Annotated in this window: 15 protein-coding genes and 1 tRNA gene; 9 read left to right on the top strand and 7 right to left on the bottom strand. The window is 68.9% G+C overall.

The genetic code is table 11. The features are described 5' to 3' along the window. Nucleotides 1-9: 9 nt before the first annotated feature. Nucleotides 10-621, bottom strand: coding sequence for an arylesterase (locus tag EBN1_RS19275; protein WP_011239665.1), 612 nt, complete (start codon nucleotides 619-621; stop codon nucleotides 10-12). Here EBN1_RS19275 and EBN1_RS19270 point away from each other — a divergent pair. Further along, complete coding sequence (locus EBN1_RS19270) at nucleotides 605-1,330, top strand: ABC transporter ATP-binding protein (protein WP_041646606.1); 726 nt, start codon at nucleotides 605-607, stop codon at nucleotides 1,328-1,330. The two genes, EBN1_RS19275 and EBN1_RS19270, sit on opposite strands and share 17 nt — an antisense overlap. On the opposite strand, the gene hpnE is transcribed toward EBN1_RS19270, so the two are convergent. The 3 genes from hpnE to hpnC are packed head-to-tail and all read right to left on the bottom strand — an operon-like array spanning nucleotide 1,327 to nucleotide 4,347. Beyond that, nucleotides 1,327-2,649: a hydroxysqualene dehydroxylase HpnE gene (gene hpnE, locus EBN1_RS19265; RefSeq protein ID WP_041646605.1), complete on the bottom strand. Its 1,323-nt coding sequence runs from the start codon at nucleotides 2,647-2,649 to the stop codon at nucleotides 1,327-1,329. The two genes, EBN1_RS19270 and hpnE, sit on opposite strands and share 4 nt — an antisense overlap. Nucleotides 2,650-2,683: 34 nt before the next feature. Continuing rightward, nucleotides 2,684-3,517 (bottom strand): presqualene diphosphate synthase HpnD, encoded by an 834-nt coding sequence (gene hpnD / locus EBN1_RS19260; protein ID WP_011239662.1) that lies wholly within the window; start codon nucleotides 3,515-3,517, stop codon nucleotides 2,684-2,686. Beyond that, nucleotides 3,514-4,347 (bottom strand): squalene synthase HpnC, encoded by an 834-nt coding sequence (gene hpnC / locus EBN1_RS19255; RefSeq protein WP_011239661.1) that lies wholly within the window; start codon nucleotides 4,345-4,347, stop codon nucleotides 3,514-3,516. The genes hpnD and hpnC overlap by 4 nt, the downstream gene beginning before the upstream one ends. Before the next feature lie 250 nt (nucleotides 4,348-4,597). On the opposite strand from hpnC, the gene EBN1_RS19250 reads away from it, so the two are divergent. The 8 genes from EBN1_RS19250 (at nucleotide 4,598) to EBN1_RS19215 (ending at nucleotide 14,679) form a co-directional block, all read left to right on the top strand. Next, nucleotides 4,598-5,275 (top strand): ABC transporter ATP-binding protein, encoded by a 678-nt coding sequence (locus EBN1_RS19250; protein ID WP_041646604.1) that lies wholly within the window; start codon nucleotides 4,598-4,600, stop codon nucleotides 5,273-5,275. A gap of 31 nt (nucleotides 5,276-5,306) precedes the next feature. Continuing rightward, nucleotides 5,307-7,853 (top strand): ABC transporter permease, encoded by a 2,547-nt coding sequence (locus EBN1_RS19245; RefSeq protein ID WP_011239659.1) that lies wholly within the window; start codon nucleotides 5,307-5,309, stop codon nucleotides 7,851-7,853. Then, the gene (locus EBN1_RS19240; RefSeq protein ID WP_011239658.1) at nucleotides 7,853-8,965 is read left to right on the top strand and encodes a lipocalin-like domain-containing protein; all 1,113 of its coding nucleotides are present in this window, start codon (nucleotides 7,853-7,855) and stop codon (nucleotides 8,963-8,965) included. Before EBN1_RS19245 ends, EBN1_RS19240 begins: the two co-directional genes overlap by 1 nt. 73 nt (nucleotides 8,966-9,038) lie before the next feature. After that, nucleotides 9,039-9,123, top strand: a tRNA-Leu gene (locus EBN1_RS19235). A gap of 73 nt (nucleotides 9,124-9,196) precedes the next feature. Next, nucleotides 9,197-9,997 carry a tyrosine-protein phosphatase gene (locus EBN1_RS19230; protein WP_011239657.1) on the top strand — a complete coding sequence of 267 codons (801 nt, stop codon included), beginning with the start codon at nucleotides 9,197-9,199 and terminating at the stop codon, nucleotides 9,995-9,997. Nucleotides 9,998-10,087: 90 nt separating this feature from the next. Continuing rightward, nucleotides 10,088-10,792, top strand: a complete 705-nt coding sequence (locus EBN1_RS19225; RefSeq protein ID WP_011239656.1) for a polysaccharide biosynthesis/export family protein — start codon at nucleotides 10,088-10,090, stop codon at nucleotides 10,790-10,792. Between the two features lie 33 nt (nucleotides 10,793-10,825). Then, nucleotides 10,826-13,111, top strand: coding sequence for a GumC family protein (locus tag EBN1_RS19220; RefSeq protein ID WP_157866656.1), 2,286 nt, complete (start codon nucleotides 10,826-10,828; stop codon nucleotides 13,109-13,111). Next, nucleotides 13,108-14,679 (top strand): J domain-containing protein, encoded by a 1,572-nt coding sequence (locus EBN1_RS19215; RefSeq protein ID WP_011239654.1) that lies wholly within the window; start codon nucleotides 13,108-13,110, stop codon nucleotides 14,677-14,679. Before EBN1_RS19220 ends, EBN1_RS19215 begins: the two co-directional genes overlap by 4 nt. 130 nt (nucleotides 14,680-14,809) lie before the next feature. Here the strand turns inward: EBN1_RS19215 and EBN1_RS19210 are convergent, their stop codons facing one another. The 3 genes from EBN1_RS19210 to EBN1_RS19200 form a co-directional block, all read right to left on the bottom strand. Beyond that, on the bottom strand, nucleotides 14,810-15,322 hold the full coding sequence (locus EBN1_RS19210; protein ID WP_011239653.1) for a hypothetical protein: 513 nt from the start codon (nucleotides 15,320-15,322) through the stop codon (nucleotides 14,810-14,812). A 60-nt stretch (nucleotides 15,323-15,382) separates the two neighbouring features. Beyond that, nucleotides 15,383-16,645 (bottom strand): hypothetical protein, encoded by a 1,263-nt coding sequence (locus EBN1_RS19205; RefSeq protein WP_011239652.1) that lies wholly within the window; start codon nucleotides 16,643-16,645, stop codon nucleotides 15,383-15,385. A 155-nt stretch (nucleotides 16,646-16,800) separates the two neighbouring features. After that, nucleotides 16,801-17,079, bottom strand: a complete 279-nt coding sequence (locus EBN1_RS19200) for a type II toxin-antitoxin system RelB/DinJ family antitoxin (RefSeq protein WP_011239651.1) — start codon at nucleotides 17,077-17,079, stop codon at nucleotides 16,801-16,803. Between the last annotated feature and the right edge of the window lie 397 nt (nucleotides 17,080-17,476).

The following is a 17,476-nucleotide window of genomic DNA, read 5'->3' as shown; positions in this document are numbered from 1 at the left end:
GCGCCCCGGCTATCCCTTCAGCATCGGCGCGAGCTGCTTCCAGACGGTGTCGACGATGAGTTCCTGCGCTTCGGCCGTCGGGTGGATGCCGTCGGACTGGAACATCTCGTGACGCTCGGCGAAGCCGTCGAGCAGGAACGGCACCAGCGGCACCTTGTGCTCGCGTGCGACGTCGGCGAAAGTCTGCTCGAAGCGCTGCCTGTAAGGGGGGCCGTAATTCGGCGGCATCTGCATGCCGATCAGCAGCACGCGGGTGCCACGGCTGCGCGCGGCCTCGATCATCGCGGCGAGGTTCTCCGCGAGCAGCCGCGGCGGCAGGCCGCGCAGGCCGTCGTTGGCGCCGAGTTCGAGGATCAGCAGGTCCGGTTCGTGGCGGTCGAGCGCCGCCGGCAGGCGCGAGCGCCCGCCCGAGGACGTCTCGCCGCTGACGCTGCCGTTGATCACTGTGTGGCGGAACCCTTCGCGTTCGAGGCGCGTCTGGAGCAGGGTGGGCCAGTCCTGCTTCGCACGCAGGCCGTAGCCGGCCGAGAGGCTGTCGCCCCACACCAGTATCGTCGCCGCCTGCCCGGCGCCTGAAACCATTATTGCGAAGAAGAAGATCACGATGGATCGCAGCAGCATGGAGTTCTCCGTTCCGGTGATCGAGGTCGCCGGCCTGTCCAAAAGCGTCCCGCTCGGGGATGGCGCGGGGGTCCTGCGCATTCTGCAGGATGTTTCGTTCAGCGTGGGCGCCGGCGAGTCGGTCGCGATCGTCGGCGCGTCCGGCTCCGGCAAATCCACGCTGCTCGGATTGCTCGCCGGGCTCGATGTTCCCAGCGCCGGCACCGTGCGTCTCCAGGGCACCGACATTTTCTCGCTCGACGAGGATGCGCGCGCGGCGTTGCGCGGCGAATCGGTCGGCTTCGTGTTCCAGTCGTTCCAGCTGCTGCCGGCGCTGACCGCCCTCGAAAACGTCATGCTGCCGCTCGAGCTCGCCGGCGCCGATGATGCCGACGCCATCGCGCGCCAGTGGCTCGGGCGGGTCGGCCTCGCCGCGCGCGTGCGCCATTACCCGAAGCATCTTTCCGGCGGCGAACAGCAGCGCGTCGCGCTCGCCCGCGCGTTCGCGCCGAGCCCTCGGCTGCTGCTCGCCGACGAGCCGACCGGCAACCTCGATGCGGCGACCGGCGAGGCGATCATCGAGCTGATCTTTTCGCTGAACCGCGAAGCGGGCACGACGCTGATCCTCGTGACCCATGACGAATCGCTGGCGCGCCGTTGCGGGCGGATATTGCGGATGCACAACGGCGCGCTGAGCGAGCCCGCGATTGAGCTCGGTACGGCAAGCTAGCGGTTCGCCTCGGGGGCTGTCGGCTCGAGCGCCTGCAGCACGCGCGCCGCGGTCGCGACGCCCGAGCGCACCGCGGATTCGAGCGTAGCCGGATAGTCCGGGTCGAGATAGTCGCCGGCAAGCCACAGCCCGGGGAGCGGCGTCTGCGGGCCGGGGCGGGCGAGGCCCGGGCGGCACGCGAAAGTCGCGCGCTTCTCGGTGATGACCTGCGACCATTCCGCCGCGGGCAGGCGGCGTCCGAGCTGGCGTTCGAGCTGCGCGTGCACCGCGAGTGTGAGCGCTTCGCGCGACAGCGCCTCGTGTGTGCCGTGCGTGCTGATCACACAGGCAATGAGGCCCGCCGGGCCGCCGAGCCGGCCGCGGTCGAACGCCCACTGCGCGGGGCCGTCGACGAGGCCGATCATCGCGTGCGCGAGCCGCAGCGGCGCGCCGAGCGCGAGGTACACGGTCGTAATCGGTTCGCTCGACAGCGCGTCGATCTTCGCCGCGAGCCGGGCGCAGCCGTCGAGCGGGGCGAGCAACGCGCCGGCGTGATGCGGCGCGGCGGCGACGACGACGTGCGCGTAGCGCTGGTCGGCCGGATCGCCTTCGAGACGGAATCCGCCGGCGACGGGGCGGATCGCCTCGACCGCGGTGCCGGTGCGCAGCTTGCCGCGCCGCACGGCCAGATAGCGCGCCGCCGGCACCGGGAAGAGTTCGGACAGGTCGACGCGCGGGATCAGCAGCTCGCTCGCCGAAGCGCCCGCCGCGAGGCTGTCGCGCAGGACGCTCGCGAAGACCTGCGCCGACGCTTCGGCGACCGGCGTGTTCAGTGCCGCGACGCACAGCGGCTCCCACACCAGGCGCGACAGCCGCTCGGACTGGCGCGTGTCGCGCAGCAGCTCTGCGACAGTCAGCTGCGCTTCGACGCGGAAACGCTGTTTTTTGAGGAAGCGCATCAGCCGCAGCATCGCGAGCCGGTCCGCCCAGCCCAGGCCGGTCGCGCGGAGCAGCCCGATCGCCAGATGCAGCGGCGCCGGCAGCCGGGCCGCCTGCAGGTGCATGTGGCCGGGAGTGTGCAGCGTCAGCGGCAGGTGTTCGAGCAGTTTCGGCGAGCCGCCCGTGAGGCGCAGCAGGCGGGTGAGTTCGGTGTAGGCGCCGATCAGGATGTGCTGGCCGTTATCGACGCGCCAGCCGTCCTTCGCGACGACCCGCGCGCGCCCGCCCAGCGTGTGCGAGCGCTCGAACACCGTCACCGGCACGTGCCGCCGCGCGAGCTCGACCGCACATGCGAGCCCCGCGTAGCCGGCGCCGATGATCGCGACGGGCTGCTGCGTCACGCCACCGCCGTCGCCGGTTCGCCCGCGCCGCGCGTCACGCCCGCACCCACGTCGACCCGGCAATCCACAGTTTTCTCACCGGTGTCAGCGACGTGCGCCGGTCGAGCACCTGGAAGCCGTCGCGCGCGATCTCGTCGAGCAGCGTGCGATAGATCGCCGCCATCACGATGCCCGGGCGCTGAGCCTTGCGATCGACCGCGGGCAGGTGCTGAAACGCCTGGTCGTAGAACGTCCGCGCCCGGTCGGCCTGGAACTGCATCAGCGCGCGAAAGTTGTCGCCGCCGTGTCCTTCGAGGATCTGGCTCGCCGGCACCTCAAAGCGCTGCAGGTCCTCGATCGGCAGATAGATCCGCCCGCGCCGCGCGTCCTCGCCGACATCGCGGATGATGTTCGTGAGCTGCAGCGCGATGCCCAGGTCGTGCGCGTACTTCAGCGTCTGGCGGTCGCGGTAGCCGAAGATCTCGGCCGCGAGCAGGCCGACGACGCTCGCGGCGCGGTAGCAGTACAGCTGCAGCCCCTTGAAGTCGAGGTAGCGCGTCTGCCGCAGGTCCATCTCCATGCCGTCGATGACTTCGAACATCTGCTCGCGCGGCAGGTTGAAGCGGGCAAGCACGTCCTTCAGCGCGAGGCCGACCGGATGGCTCGGGGCGCCGGCATACACCCGCGCGATTTCCTGGCGCCACCAGTCCAGCTTGTTCTGCGCGACCTGCACGTCGTTGCATTCATCGACGATGTCGTCGACCTCGCGGCAGAACGCATACAGCGCGATGATCGCCTGCCGCCGCTCCGGCGGCAGGAACAGGAAGCTGTAATAGAAGCTCGAGCCGCTTTTTGCAGCCTTGTCCTGGCAGTACTCATGAGGGCTCATCCGATTCCTTCATATCGCAGGGCGCGCCACGCGAGCCGCGGCCAGTCGGTGCGGCCGAGCATCGGGCGGCGGCGGAACACGTCGTAGTCCGCAGCTTCGATCAGTTCGAGGATGCGCAGGCCGCCGGCGACCATCAGGCGCAGCTCCCAGCCGATGCGGCCCGGCAGGCGGCGTGCGAGCGGCGCGCCTTCGAGCATCGTCGCGCGCGCCCGCTGCACCTCGAACGTCATCAGCGCGCGCCAGCGCTCGTCGCAGCGGCCGGCGTCGATGTCCGCTTCGCCGACGCCGAAGCGCGCGAGGTCGTCCTGCGGCACGTAGATGCGGCGCTTCGCCCGGTCGACCGCGACGTCCTGCCAGAAGTTGATCAGCTGCAGGCTGGTGCAGATCCTGTCCGACAGCCGCAGGTTGTCCGGCGTTGCCGCGCCGTACAGATGCAGCAGCAGGCGCCCCACCGGGTTCGCCGAGCGGCGGCAATAATCGGTCAACTCGGCGAAGTCGGCGTAGCGCGTCTTGCCGACGTCCTGGCTGAACGCGTCGAGGAGGTCGCGGAACAGCGGCAGCGGCAGCGCGTGGGTGCGGATGTTGCGGGCGAGGCGGTCGAACATCGGCGCGAGCCCGGCATCGCGAGGCGGTGCGCCGCGCCCGATCGCGTCGAGTTCGAGGCGGTAGTCGTTCAACCGCGCCAGGCGCGCGACGGCCGGCGCGTCGCCTTCGTCGGCGATGTCGTCGGCGCTGCGCGCGAACGCGTAAATGGCTTCCACCGGCTCGCGCAAACGGGCCGGAAGCAGCAGCGACGCGACAGGAAAGTTCTCGTAGTGATCGACGGGCATGGCGGGGCGCCGGGAGTATACGCGATCGGCGCAGCGCCTTCCGGTGTTCGGCGCCCATTTGTTCGGCGCCTATTTGTTCGATTGGCCCCCGCGTTGCCTGCCGCATCGAGCGGGACAGCAGGGCGACAAGCACCGCCGTTCGGATTATTGTTCGAGGCTGCATGCGAGCGGCGTGTCCCGCGACGGAGGCGGGAGCCGAAGCGGGAGCGGGGTGTGCGGCATTCTTCGTCAACGAGGGGACGCTGAACCGATGCTGGAACTCGACGGCCTGGCGAAACGCTTCGACGGGCAATCCGGGCGGGCGCTTTTCTCGCACGTGTCGCTGCGGCTCGCGCCCGGCGAGTGCGTCGCGATCATGGGGGAATCCGGTGTCGGCAAGTCGACGCTCCTGAACTGCATCGCCGGGCTCGAAGCTGTCGATGCGGGTAGCATCCGGCTTGACGGCACCGAGCTCGTCGCGCTCGACGACGACGCTTTCGCGCGGCTGCGGCGGCGCAGCTACGGTTTCGTGTTCCAGGCTTTTCACCTGCTGCCGCATCTGACGCTCGCGCAGAACGTCGCGTTGCCGCTGTGGCTGCTCGACTGCGCCGGCGCGGAGGCGCGCGAGCGGGCGACAGCGATGCTCGCGCAGGTCGGGCTCGCCGAGCGCGCCGGCGACTGGCCGCGGCATCTGTCCGGCGGCGAGATGCAGCGCGTCGCGATCGCTCGCGCGCTGGTGCATCGGCCGGCGCTGGTGCTCGCCGACGAGCCGACCGGCAACCTCGACGCCGAGCGCGCCGTCGACGTCCTCGAACTGCTGCTCGGCAGCATCCGCAGCGCCGGCGCGATCGGGATTCTCGTTACGCATTCCCGCGCCGCGGCCGCGCGCACCGACCGCGTGCTGCGCCTGACCGCGACGGGCCTTGCCGAGGAGGCGGTCCCCGCGTGAGCGCTTCGCCGCGTCGCCCCAGGAAGCGCCAATGAACGCCGGGCTGCGCCACGTATTCCTCGCGAGCCTCGCCCGGCGGCGGCTCGCGACCGCGCTGTCGCTGCTCGCGATCGCGCTCGGCGTCGCGCTCGGCCTTGCGGTGCAGCTGATCCACGGCGCGGCGCTCGACGAATTCGGCCGCGGCATGCGCCTCGTCGCCGGCGAAGCGGACCTGCAGGTGATGGGGCCGCGCACCGGATTCGACGACACGCTCTACGTCCTGCTCGCGCAGCGGCCCGAAGTGGCCGATGCGAGCCCGATCCTCGAAGTCGAAGCGTCGTTGCCGCAGCGCGACGACACCTTGCGCGTGTTCGGCGTCGACGCGCTGCGCGTGCGGCGCGTGCAGCCGGCGCTGATGCCGGTGCCGGATGCGGAGACTGCCGGCGAATTCGCCGTCTTCGCCGCGGACGCGGTGTTCCTCAGCCCCGCCGCGCAAGCCGCGCTCGCGCTCGGAGTGGGCTCCGGCAGGGGCACCGGCGTGGACACGGACGGCACGCTTGCGGTCTTCGCCGGTCCGCGCGAAGAACACCTGCGCATCCTCGGCAGCGTGCCCGGCGCCGGCCGCGGCCAGCGCCTCGCGGTCATGGACATCGCCGCCGCACAGCGGCTGTTCGATCAGGTGGGGCGCGTCACGCGTATCGACCTGCGCCTCGCGCAAGGCGTCGACCGCGCGGCGGCGATCGAGCGGCTGCGTCCGCTGCTGCCGGCCGGCGTCGAGCTGCTCGCGCCCGAAGCCGCCGCGTCGCAGGTCGCCGGGCTGTCTCGCGCGTACCGCGTGAACCTCACGATGCTCGCCGCGATCGCGCTGCTGACGGGCGGCTTCCTCGTGTTCTCGACGCAGCTGCTGTCGGTCGTGCGCCGACGCCAGGAGCTCGCGTTCCTGCGCGCGCTCGGCCTCGACCGCCGCACCTTGCTGCGCGGCCTGCTCGCCGAAGGCGCGGTGCTCGGGCTGGTCGGCGGGCTGGTCGGTGTCGCGCTGGGCTACGTGCTGAGCGGGCTCGCGTTCTCGATCGTCGGCGCGGACCTCGGGGCCGGCTATTTCGAAGGTGTCGAACCCGGCCTGCGCTTCGAACCGCTCGCGACCGCGGCCTATCTCGTCCTCGGCATCGCAGCCGGCGTCGGCGGCGCGTGGCTGCCGGCGCGCGAAGCGAGTCGCGTCGCGCCGGCGCGGGCCTTGCGCGCCGGCGACGACGTCGAAGTGTTGCGGGCGCGCCCGCGCTGGCCTGCCGCGCTCGCGTCGCTGGGGCTCGCGCTGCTGCTGTGCCTGCTGCCGCCGCTCGGCGGCGTCCCGGTGTTCGGCTATGCGGCGATCGCGCTGATCCTCGCCGGCTCGGTGCTGGTCCTGCCGGCCGTCGTGCGGCTCGCGATGTGCGCCCTCGACGGCGGGCGTTCCGTCCTGTTGCGCCTCGCGCACGCCCGGCTCGCCGCCGCGCCCGGACAGGTCGTGGTCGCCGGGGCCGGCGTCGTCGCCAGCGTCGCGCTCGCCGCGGCGATGGCGATCATGGTGAGTTCGTTCCGCACTTCGGTCGACGACTGGCTGTCCGACGTGCTGTCTGCGGACCTCTACCTGCGCGCATCGTCGTCGGGCTCCAGCGCGAGCGCGTTCCTGACGCCCGAAGTCCTCGGCCAAGTTGCCGCGACGCCCGGAGTCTCGTCGGTGCAGCCGGTGCGTTACGACACGCTGCGGCTCGACGAAGCGCAGTTTCCCGTAACGCTGATCGCCCGTCCCGTCGCCGACGGGGCCGCCGTGCCGCTCGTCGAAGGCGAGGCCGCGAACCTGCGCAAACCCGACGACCTGCCGCCCGCGTGGGTATCCGAAGCGATGGCCGATCTTTTCCGCGTCGCCGTCGGCGACACGCTGTCGCTGCCGCTCGGCGGCGCGCCGCACCGCTTCCGCGTCGCTGGCGTGTGGCGCGACTATGCGCGGCAGCACGGTGCCGTGCTCGTCGAGCTTGCCGACTATCGGGCGCTGACCGGCGATTCCCGCTCGAACAACGTCGCGATCCGCGTCGCCTCCGGCGTGGAGGCGGAAGCGGTCGCGGTGGCGTTGCAGGCGCAGTTCGACGGACAGAATTTCGAGCTCGTCGCGCCGGGCGAGATCCGCACGAAGACGCTGGCGGTTTTCGATCGCACGTTCCTCGTTACATACCTGATGGAAGCCGTCGCGATCCTGATCGGCCTGTTCGGCGTCAGCACCAGCTTTGCCGCGCTCGCGACCGCGCGGCGCAAGGAATTCGGCATGCTGCGCCACTTGGGGCTGACGCGGCGGGACATCGGCCGGCTGCTCGCGCTCGAAGGGGCACTCGGCGCGGCAGTCGGCGTCGCGGTCGGCCTGGCGGCAGGCGGCGCGGTCGCGCTGGTGCTGGTCGAAGTCGTCAACCGCCAGAGCTTTCACTGGAGCATGGACATCCGGTGGCCACTGGCGGCGCTCGCCGCGTTCGCCGTCGCGGTGGTGCTGCTCGCCGCTGTCGCCGCGCGCTTGTCAGGCTACCAGGCGATGCGCCAGTCGGCGGTGCTCGCGGTGCGGGAGGACTGGTGATGCGCGCATTCGTCGCCGCAGTGCTGCTGTGGCTCGCGTCGAGCCTGGCGGCCGCACCGTCGGTGCGGAACGGGAGCAATGACGAGAGCGTTAACGGGAGCGATCGGCCCGACTACCCGCCGGTTGTCGCCGGCCGGCCGCTGCAGTTTCCCGCCGACCACGGCGCGCACCCCGATTACCGCACCGAGTGGTGGTACGTGACCGGCTGGGTCACGGACGAGGAGGGCGTCGAGCGCGGCTTCCAGGTCACGTTCTTTCGCGTGCGCACGCGCATCGGCGAGGACAACCCGAGCCGCTTCGCGCCGCGCCAGCTGATCCTCGCGCACGCCGCGGTCGCCGATCCCGCCGAAGGCCGGCTGCTGCACGCCGAACGCGGCGAACGTGCGCTCGACCCGCTGGCCGGCGCCGCGACCGGACACACCCGCGCGTGGATTGGCAACTGGGCGCTCGAATGGTCGCAGGACCATTACCGCACTTCGGTCGACGCCGACAGCTTCGCGTACGACCTGCGCTTCGACTCCGCCGGCCCGCCGCTGCCCAACGGCCAGGACGGCTTCAGCCAGAAAGCGCCCGACCCGCAGCACGCGAGCCATTACTACAGCCGTCCGCAGCTCGGCGTGAGCGGCAGCCTGCGCGTGCGGGGCAAAACGCACCGCGTCACCGGCCGCGCATGGCTGGATCATGAATGGTCGAGCGCCTACCTGCCGGAAAAAGCGCGCGGCTGGGACTGGATCGGCATCAACCTCTCCGACGGCGGCGCGCTGATGGCGTTTCGCATGCGCACCGCCACCGGCGAAGCGACGTGGACCGCCGGCACGCTGCGCCGCGGCGACGGCATGCCGCGCGCGCTCGCTCCCGCGCAGGTCACGTTCATCCCCGGGCGGCGCTGGCGCTCGCCGCGCACCGGCACCGAATACCCGGTCGAATGGCAGCTCGACATCGACGGCCGCCGCCTGGCACTGCAGCCGCTGATGGACGACCAGGAACTCGACAGCCGCGGCACGACCGGCGCCGTGTACTGGGAAGGTGCGGTGCGCCTTCTCGAAGACGGCCGCGAGATCGGCCGCGGCTACCTGGAGATGACCGGCTATGGCGAGCGCCTGCGAATGTAGCGTCGATGTAACGTCGAGCATCCCCCCTTCTATGTATAATCCGCGCTCCGGGCGTCGTTCGAATGCCCGGCGGGCGAGGGTGGCGGAATTGGTAGACGCACTGGATTTAGGTTCCAGCGCCGCAAGGCGTGAGAGTTCGAGTCTCTTCCCTCGCACCACCCGGTTTTTCCCGATCCGCATCCGCATCCGCATCAGCACTCTTTCCCGCGTCTTTTTCGACTCCCGCGCGGCATGATCGACCTGCATTGCCACATGCTCCCGGGCATCGACGACGGGGCGGCCGATCTTGCGACTGCGCTCGAAATGGCGCGCATCGCCGCGGCCGACGGCATCACTGTCGTCGCCTGCACGCCGCACATCTATCCGGGCATGTTCGACAACAACAGCGTCGGCATCGCCGCGGCGATCCATGCGCTGCAGCAGGAAATCGACGCCGCCGGAATCCCCCTGCGGCTGACCTGCGGGGCCGACGCGCACGTCACGCCGGAGCTGCTGTCGCGGCTCAAGGCGGGAAGCGTGCCGCGGCTCGGTGACAGTCGTTATTTTCTCCTCGAACCGCCGCACCACGTGGCGCCGCCGCGCTTCGAGGAATTCGTCTTCAACCTGCTCGCGTCCGGCTATGTCCCGGTCGTGACCCACCCGGAGCGGCTGACCTGGATCGAAAGCCGCTACCCGATGTTCGGCGAACTCGTCCGCTCGGGGGCGTGGATGCAGGTGACTTCCGGCAGCCTCACCGGACGTTTCGGCAAAGAGGCGAAGTACTGGGGCGAACGCATGCTCGACGAAGGGCTCGTGCATGTTCTCGCGACCGACGCCCACAGCGCGCGACGCCGCCCGCCGCTGCTCGCGGAGGGCCGGGCGGCAGCCGAGCGCCGGGTCGGTACCCAGGAAGCATATAATTTGGTCGAGGTCCGGCCTGCGGGTATACTCCGCGACCTTTCGCCCGAGAAACTGCCGCCGTTGCCGCAAACCCGCCGTTCTTCGGCGAGTGGGCGTGCCGGCTTCTTCAACCGGCTGTTTCGACGGCATTAGCCTGCCTTGTCGAAAACGTCAGATTTGTCCGCGCCGGCAGCAGGCTCTTGCCCTAGAGTCTCGGCTTCGTCGTCCGGGGAGTGGTTGTAAATGCGTGTTTACCTTGCAGGCGCAGTGTTGTCCTGCGCAATGATTTCGTCGTCCCCCGTTCATGCCCAGGAGGTGTCCGCGCCGGCGCCCGTGGCGTCGGTCCTCCCGTCGGCAGGCACTGCGCTCAACGACCCCGGCCCCCTGTTCGACGACTACTACATCGGGCCGTACGACCTGCTCGAAATTACCGTTTTCCAGGTCGACGACCTGTCGCGCACGGTGCGCGTCAACGCGCGCGGCCTCATCGGGCTGCCGTTGATCGGGCAGGTCCAGGCAGCGGGCCTGAGCGCCCGCGTCGTCGAAGAGGAGATCGCGCGACGCCTCACGGAGTGCTGCCTGCAGGACCCGCAGGTCACGATCTTCATCAAGGAGTTCGTCAGCCAGCGCGTCACCGTCGAAGGCGAAGTGACCAAGCCGGGCATCTTCCCGCTGTCCGGGCGCACGTCGCTCCTGCAGGCGATCGCGCTCGCCGCCGGCGTCAGCGAGATCGCCGACATCAACCAGGTCAGCATCTTCCGCACTCTCGCCGACGGCAACAAGGAGCAGCTGGTGTTCGACCTCGAAGCCGTACGCTCCGGCAAAGTCGATGACCCGCTCATCCAGGGCAACGACGTCGTCGTCGTCGGCAGCTCGACAACCCGTTCGATGGTCAAGGGCGTGACCGACACGCTGCGCGGTTTCATCGGCTTCGGCACCGTCCGCTAGTCTTCCGAACAATTCGCAAAAAAATCCCCGGAAATGATGGATAACACAGAAAAGCCGGACGCCGGCGACGAGCGCGGGCAGGAAGTCCCGCGCCGCAACGCGCTCGTCGAGCGCCGCGAAAGCACTGCGCTCGCGCATCCCGCCGAATGGCGTTCCCATGTCGAGGAGGACGACGACGACACGATCGACCTGCGCGCGATCTGGGACACCATCGTCAAGCGCAAATGGACGGTGATCACGTTCTTCGCCATTGTCATGGTGTCGGTGCTGACCGCGACTTTCCTGATGACGCCGATCTACCGCGCCAGCCTCACGCTGCAGATCGAACGCCAGGAAGCCAAGGTGCTCGACTACCAGGGCGTCACGCCCAATGAGATGCAGGGCGACACCAAGGACTTCTACGAGACGCAGTACGAGCTGCTCAGAAGCCGCTCGCTCGCGCAGCGCGTCATCGACCAGCTCAACCTCGGCGACCACCCGGTTTTCGCCGCAGCTAATCCGTCGCTGCTCGCGAGCCTCAAGGCCCTTCTCGCGGGCGGGGAAGAAGAACCCGTCGAAGGTGACGCCGAGCAGATTCGCAAGCTCAAGCTGACGAAAGCTTTCCTCGCAAACCTGACGATCGAGCCGGTGCGCAATTCGCGCCTCGTCAAGATCCATTTCGACAGCTCCGACCCGGTGCTCGCGAGCCGCATCGTCAACGCGATCTCGGAAGCCTTCATCAACGTGAACCTCGAGCGGCGCATGGACGCGTCGTCGTTCGCCAAAGTGTTCCTCGAAGAGCGGTTGCAGCAGCTCAAGGTGAAGCTCGGCGAAACCGAGCGGGAACTCGTCGCGTTCGCGCGCGAGGAACAGATCGTCCGCGGCGGCGAGCAGGAAGCGAGCGTCGACACCCAGGTGATGCAGGAATTCACGACGGCGCTCGCCAAGGCGCAGCAGGAGCGCATCCGCGCCGAAGCGCTATACCAGCAGCTCGAAAGCGGCAGCGTCGAAGGCATGCCGCAGGTGCTCGAAAACAAGGTCATCCAGGAGTTCAAGGGCCACAAGGCCAAGCTCGAAACCGAATACCAGGAAAACCTCAAGATCTACAAGCCCGCCTATCCGAAAATGGTCCAGCTGCAGAGCCAGATCGACGAGATGCAGGCCAAGATCGCCGAGGAACTCGCCCACGTGCGCAGCGGCATCCGCAGCGCCTACCAGGCGGCGCGCGCGCAGGAGGCGATGCTGCAGACGAAGATGGACGAGAGCAAGCGTACCGTGCTCGGCGTGCAGGACCGCAGCATCCAGTACAACATCCTCAAGCGCGAAGTCGACACCAACCGCCAGCTGTATGACGGCCTGCTGCAGCGCTACAAGGAAGTCGGCGTCGCCGGCGGCGTCGGCGTGAACAACGTGTCGGTCGTCGACAAGGCCGAAGTCCCGCTCCAGCCATTCAAGCCGAAGACGCTGCTCAACGCGCTGATCGCCGCGCTGCTCGGGCTGTTCGGCGGCATCGGCCTGGCGCTGTTGTTCGAACACCTCGACGACACGATCAAGGACGGCGAAAGCATGGAACGCCTGCTCGGCCTGCCGGTGCTGGGCATGGTGCCGCTGGTCAAGCGCGCCGGCGACGCGGCGCGCGAGCTCGTGCTGGAACAGCTCGACGACCCGCGCTCGGGCTTCTCCGAAGCCTATCGCTCGCTCCAGACCGCGATGCAGTTCTCGACGCAGGAAGGGATCCCGAAAGTCCTGATGGTCACCAGCGCGTCGATAGGCGAAGGCAAGAGCACGACCGCGCTGGCGCTCGCGATCAACCTGTCGCAGATGGGCCTCAAAGTGCTGCTGGTGGACGCCGACCTGCGCAAGGCCTCGGTGCACCGCAAGCTCGGCTTGCCCAACAGGGCGGGGCTGACGAACTACCTCGCCGGCGACTCCCGGCCGGTCGATGTCACGCAGCCAACGCCGTACGACAAGCTCTTCGTCATCACGTCCGGGCCGCTGCCGCCGAACCCGGCAGAACTCCTCGGCAGCGCCAAGATGGTCGCGCTGCTCGACGTCGCCAAGGACCGTTTCGACTGCGTCATCGTCGACGGCCCGCCGGTGCTTGGCCTCGCCGATGCGCCGCTGCTCGGCAGCATCACCGATGCCACCGTCGTCATCGTCGAAGCGGGCGGCACGCGCAAGGACTTCCTCGCCGGCGCGCTCAAGCGCCTGCGCAGCACGCGCACTCGCGTCATCGGCGGCGTGCTGACGAAGATCGCGGCCCGCAGCGGCGCGCAGGGCTACTACTACAACTCCTACTACCAGCACGGCGACGAAGAAGGCAGTCGTTCCGCAGCATGAGTGCGGCCGGGGAGGGGGGCAGGGGAGGCGCAGCGGCGCTCGCGCTGGCAGTGTTCGCCGAGCCGACGCGCTTCGGCGAGCTGGTGCGCGGCGGCGGTGCGCTGCCCGCGGACACCCTCGTCGTCATGCGCACCGCAGCCGAAGCAGTGCGCAACGGCAGGCAATACGGGCTGGACGAGCCCCGGCGCGCAGCGCTGTTCTTCGTCGAGCACGTGCTGCTGGCGTACGAAGCGGATCATTACCGTGTTCTCGGGCTGAACCGGGACGCGACCGCCGACCAGATCCGCGAGCACTACCGCGTCATGATGGGCATCTTCCATCCGGACCGTCAGGGATGGGCCGACAGCGACCGGGAAAAACTCTCGGCGCGGATCAACCTCGCGCACCACGTGCTGCGCGACGATCAGCGCCGCGCGGCTTTTGATCTGGAGCGGAGGCAGGCCCGCTCGCCGCGGATGTCGGTCTCGATCAGGATCGTCTCGCAGGCGGAACGCAAACGCGCCGCCGGCGCCGCTCCCACCTTGACCGAAAGGTTGCCCCTGACCGTGCGGCGAAATTTCCCGCAGTACGTGCTCGGCAGCATCGCGCTCGTCGGCTTCATCGCCGTCCTCGCGGTCTATCTCAATCGCGCCCCGGCCGGCGCGATCGGCGCGTCGCGAGCATCGCCGAAAGCTCCGCTCGCCGTCGCTCCCGCCGAACGTGCCGCCCCGGTTCCGCAGGCCCCGGTTCCGCAGGCCCCCCTCGCAGCGGCGCCGGCCAAGGGGGCAGAAGCCGTGCCGGCGAAGGTGGCAGAAAAGGTGGCAGAAAAGGTGGCAGAAGCCGCACCTGCCAAGGCAATGCGCGCCGCGTCGCAGCTGCCGCCTGCCGCCGCAAACACCGCGGCGCGTGCAAGCTCCGCGAGCGCAATCCCCACACCGGGAAAAACCCCGCCCGTCGCAGCCCTCTCCCCGGTTCGCGAACACGTGCCCGAAGTGCCCGAACCCGTTCCCGCCGAGCCCCCGCCGGTCGTCGTCGACAGACCGCTCGAAGTCGCCGCGGCGCCTGTCCCACCTCCGCCGCCGCGCCCGCTCCCGCAGCCGGAAACGCAGGCGGTAAAGCAGCCAGTAACGCAGCCCGCGCCAGTCGAACTCATTCCCGCCCCCGCAGGTGCCGCGGAAGCGTCCGCTCCCGCGAGCCCGCCGGCCGAAGCGCCCGTTCCGGCCGGCCTGACGGTATCGGACGCAGCGCGTGTGTTGGACCAGTTCTCGTCGTCCTATCAGCTCGGCGACATCGACCGCTTCATGCAGTTGTTCACCGACGATGTACGCTCCGGAACCGGCCGCAGGGCGGAGATCCGCAAGGACTACGAGGAGCTGTTCGGCTCGACCCAGGCGCGTCGCATCGAACTCCTCGACATGCGCTGGTCGCCGGAAAGCGCCTCGGCGCACGGCGAAGGCGGCTATCTGGTGCGCATACGGCGTAAAGACGGCGTCGGCGAGGAAGTGTTCGCCGGATCGATCCGCTTGGAACTCATCCGGCGCGGCCGGGACGTGCTGATCAGCGGCCTGTTCCACAAGCCGTCCGATTGACCGGCAGGGCGGGGCGGCCTGGAAACCGTCTGCCCCGCCCTGCGTGCTTTCCCCCTGCACAATTGAAAAAGGCCCCGCGTTGTGCGGAGCCCTTCGGAAGTTCGTCCGGTGCGGCGCGAGGCCGCCCGGCTTATTGCCCGCTGATCGGGCGGTCGTCGTTGTCGTCGTCCTCGTGGGCGGTGCCGAGTTCGCCTCCGGCGGTCAGCAGGACCGTGCCGCCGCCGATCAGCGCGCCCATGCCGGTACTCAGACCCAAGCCCGTGCTGCTGCCAAGTGTGAACGCCGAGGTCGGCACCGGGGCGCCGATTGCCTGCGCATACTTGACGGGTTCGGGGTTCGCCGACAGCGGGCCGGTCGCGCAGACATCCACGCCGCCGATCGCCAGCACCGCGTTTTCCTTCAGGCTGGTCACGCAACCTTCGGCAAACGCCACGTCGGCTTTCGACCCCTTCAGCGTGATGACGCGGTCGCCTTCGATCAGAGGAGAACCGGCCTTGGCGATGGTGTAGTCCTTGCCCTTGTGGATCAGCACTTTACCGTCGACGTTCGTCAGCGCCGCGACCTGCAGCGGTTCGGCGGCGTGGGCGGCACCCATCGCGCCACTCAGGGTGAGTGCGGCGGCAACTCCGGTGATCTTCTTCATTTTTCAACCTCTAGGTGAATTCGATGTAACAAAACTTTGGGACGAAAGGTACACGGCGGGTCAGCGAGCGTCAAGGCGCTCGATCACGATGTCATCAAACCAGATCGGTCCGCTGGCTTCGAAATCCAGCGCGACGCGGCCGCCGAGCTGCAGCCGCAGTACCTGCGCCGCGCAATCGGCGGCGGGGACGGTGAACGTCGTCTCGAACTTGCGCCATGCCGAGCGGCCGGAAAAATGCTCCGTGATGCCGACCTGCCGCTCGCGCGCGCCGATGCACGAAACCGCCCATGCCAGTCCCGGTTCCGCTTCCAGCCCGTCCGGGCGCACCCGGCCGCGCAGCGCGTAGCTTCCGGGTTCCAGCATCAGCTGCTGGCTGAGGTGACGAAAGCGCACGCGCGGGCCGCGAAACACGACGTTCAGCGCAGCGGCGCCGGTCGCGCCGGAAGTCGGCAGCGGCTCGACCAGCACGTGGCCCGCTTTCGCGCTCACCCAGTCGAAGCCAACGCCCGACAGCGGCTCTTCGAAGCCGCCATTGAACACGTTGCCCATTCCTTCGAGCTGCTCGACCGGCAGCGCATTCATCCACGCCAGCCGCGCATCGAGCCACAGCCCTTCGCGCTGCAGGCGCCGCAGCACTGCTGCCAAGCCGTGGCCCTGCAGCGCATTCGCCGCGCTCGCTTCCGACAGCGCATACAGCGCCATCACTGTTTCGAGCCGCTCGCCCTTGTTCGCTGCGAAGCCGACGAACGCCGGCCACCACGCGACGGGTTCGGCAAGCAGCGCCGAGAACGCCTCGCGGTTCGCGGGTTCGTCCGCAATGCGCAGCAGCTCCGGGAACATCGCTGCGCGCAGGCTGCCGCGACGCGTCAGCGCGACGCTCGAATGGCGCAGCGCCGCGGCGAGATCGTCGCGCCCGAGCTCGAACCCGGCCGCGATCAGGCGCACATCCACTTTCGCCGGCGCGAAAGCCGCCGCCGCGTCGATCGCGCTTCTCGCCCGCCGCGCGTCGCCGGCTTTTTCCCACAGCGCGCCGAGCAACGCATACGACAAACCGTACGTCGGGTCGGCGCGCACCGCCCGCTGCAGCAGCGCGACCGCCCGTTGCGGCTCGGCGTCGAGCAGCTGCCGCGCCTCGCGGGTCAGCGCGACCGGATGTTCCACACTGGGCAGTTCTGTCGCGGCCACCGTTTCGCCGGTGTCGATGTAGTGATCGGCGAGGTTCAGCGTGACGATCCGCCACGCCGCGAGCGCCGCGAACAGCGCGAAAGCGAGCCACCTGGCGAGCTTGAGCGGATGCGTGAAGGGGGGCAGGCGTTTCGACATGGGGGCGGAGTATACCCGCCGCACCTTTGGCGACTGATTCTGGAGCTCGAGACTCAGCTTGACGCCAGCGCCCACCGCGTAGGGCGGATGAGCCGAAGGTGTTATCCGTCAAGCCCTTCCTGGTGTAGTCACACGCCCTCGGCAGCAGCGCCCGCTTACTGCTGGCGGGCTTTTTCCAGGTCATCGATCAGCGCATCAGCAGAGCCAGAACGGGCGGCACGGGCCTTCGTCATTGCGCGGGCTTCTTCCGTCGCCGCACGGGTCCGGGCGTTGGGCACTTTCAGCTCCAGCGGAAAAGCCTGGTCGTTGACCACGCGCTTGAGCAGGATGCGCACGGCATCCGACATGGACAGTCCCATCGCTGCCAGTGCCTCGCTGGCTTGCGTCTTGATTTCGTCGTCTACCCGGATGTGCAGCATCGTGGAACGAGCCATGGTTGGATCCTTCTGTGTCTCGTTTGCGACACAGTCAAGTGAATCGAGCGTAAGCCACAGTGCCGCCTATCTGCGCGAACTTGCGACATACGCTCTTGCTGCCCCGCAGTCCGCCAGCCTGTCAATGACCACCGAGCGGGGGCGGCGCCATTTGCATCATCGTCTCCTGGTTCGGGTCCGTAATAACCCTGCCACCAGCTCCATACTCAAGTGCATGCCAGCACTGCCAATACCATATATACGGTAACGCCAACATTCATGACAATACCTTGGATGGCCTACCGATAAGTACCTGCGTTCAGTCGTGAAATATTTGCTTGCAGCGCATGTTCATGTTGATAACATCGCGTCCCGTGCTTCGGGAAAAGCCGCAGCGCCGCGCCCCAAGGGCATTCCC

Source organism: Aromatoleum aromaticum EbN1 (assembly GCF_000025965.1).
GTDB lineage: Bacteria > Pseudomonadota > Gammaproteobacteria > Burkholderiales > Rhodocyclaceae > Aromatoleum > Aromatoleum aromaticum.
This window is presented reverse-complemented; position numbering and strand designations above follow the sequence as displayed.

What these genes read in the sequence shown, in the direction of transcription:
- EBN1_RS19270 (WP_041646606.1), top strand. Translation starts at nt 605, where the DNA reads ATGGATCGCAGCAGCATGGAGTTCTCCGTTCCGGTGATCGAGGTCGCC.
- EBN1_RS19275 (WP_011239665.1), bottom strand. Translation starts at nt 621, where the DNA reads ATGCTGCTGCGATCCATCGTGATCTTCTTCTTCGCAATAATGGTTTCA.
- hpnD (WP_011239662.1), bottom strand. Translation starts at nt 3,517, where the DNA reads ATGAGCCCTCATGAGTACTGCCAGGACAAGGCTGCAAAAAGCGGCTCG.
- hpnC (WP_011239661.1), bottom strand. Translation starts at nt 4,347, where the DNA reads ATGCCCGTCGATCACTACGAGAACTTTCCTGTCGCGTCGCTGCTGCTT.
- EBN1_RS19250 (WP_041646604.1), top strand. Translation starts at nt 4,598, where the DNA reads ATGCTGGAACTCGACGGCCTGGCGAAACGCTTCGACGGGCAATCCGGG.
- EBN1_RS19245 (WP_011239659.1), top strand. Translation starts at nt 5,307, where the DNA reads ATGAACGCCGGGCTGCGCCACGTATTCCTCGCGAGCCTCGCCCGGCGG.
- EBN1_RS19240 (WP_011239658.1), top strand. Translation starts at nt 7,853, where the DNA reads ATGCGCGCATTCGTCGCCGCAGTGCTGCTGTGGCTCGCGTCGAGCCTG.
- EBN1_RS19230 (WP_011239657.1), top strand. Translation starts at nt 9,197, where the DNA reads ATGATCGACCTGCATTGCCACATGCTCCCGGGCATCGACGACGGGGCG.
- EBN1_RS19225 (WP_011239656.1), top strand. Translation starts at nt 10,088, where the DNA reads ATGCGTGTTTACCTTGCAGGCGCAGTGTTGTCCTGCGCAATGATTTCG.
- EBN1_RS19220 (WP_157866656.1), top strand. Translation starts at nt 10,826, where the DNA reads ATGATGGATAACACAGAAAAGCCGGACGCCGGCGACGAGCGCGGGCAG.
- EBN1_RS19215 (WP_011239654.1), top strand. Translation starts at nt 13,108, where the DNA reads ATGAGTGCGGCCGGGGAGGGGGGCAGGGGAGGCGCAGCGGCGCTCGCG.
- EBN1_RS19210 (WP_011239653.1), bottom strand. Translation starts at nt 15,322, where the DNA reads ATGAAGAAGATCACCGGAGTTGCCGCCGCACTCACCCTGAGTGGCGCG.
- EBN1_RS19205 (WP_011239652.1), bottom strand. Translation starts at nt 16,645, where the DNA reads ATGTCGAAACGCCTGCCCCCCTTCACGCATCCGCTCAAGCTCGCCAGG.
- EBN1_RS19200 (WP_011239651.1), bottom strand. Translation starts at nt 17,079, where the DNA reads ATGGCTCGTTCCACGATGCTGCACATCCGGGTAGACGACGAAATCAAG.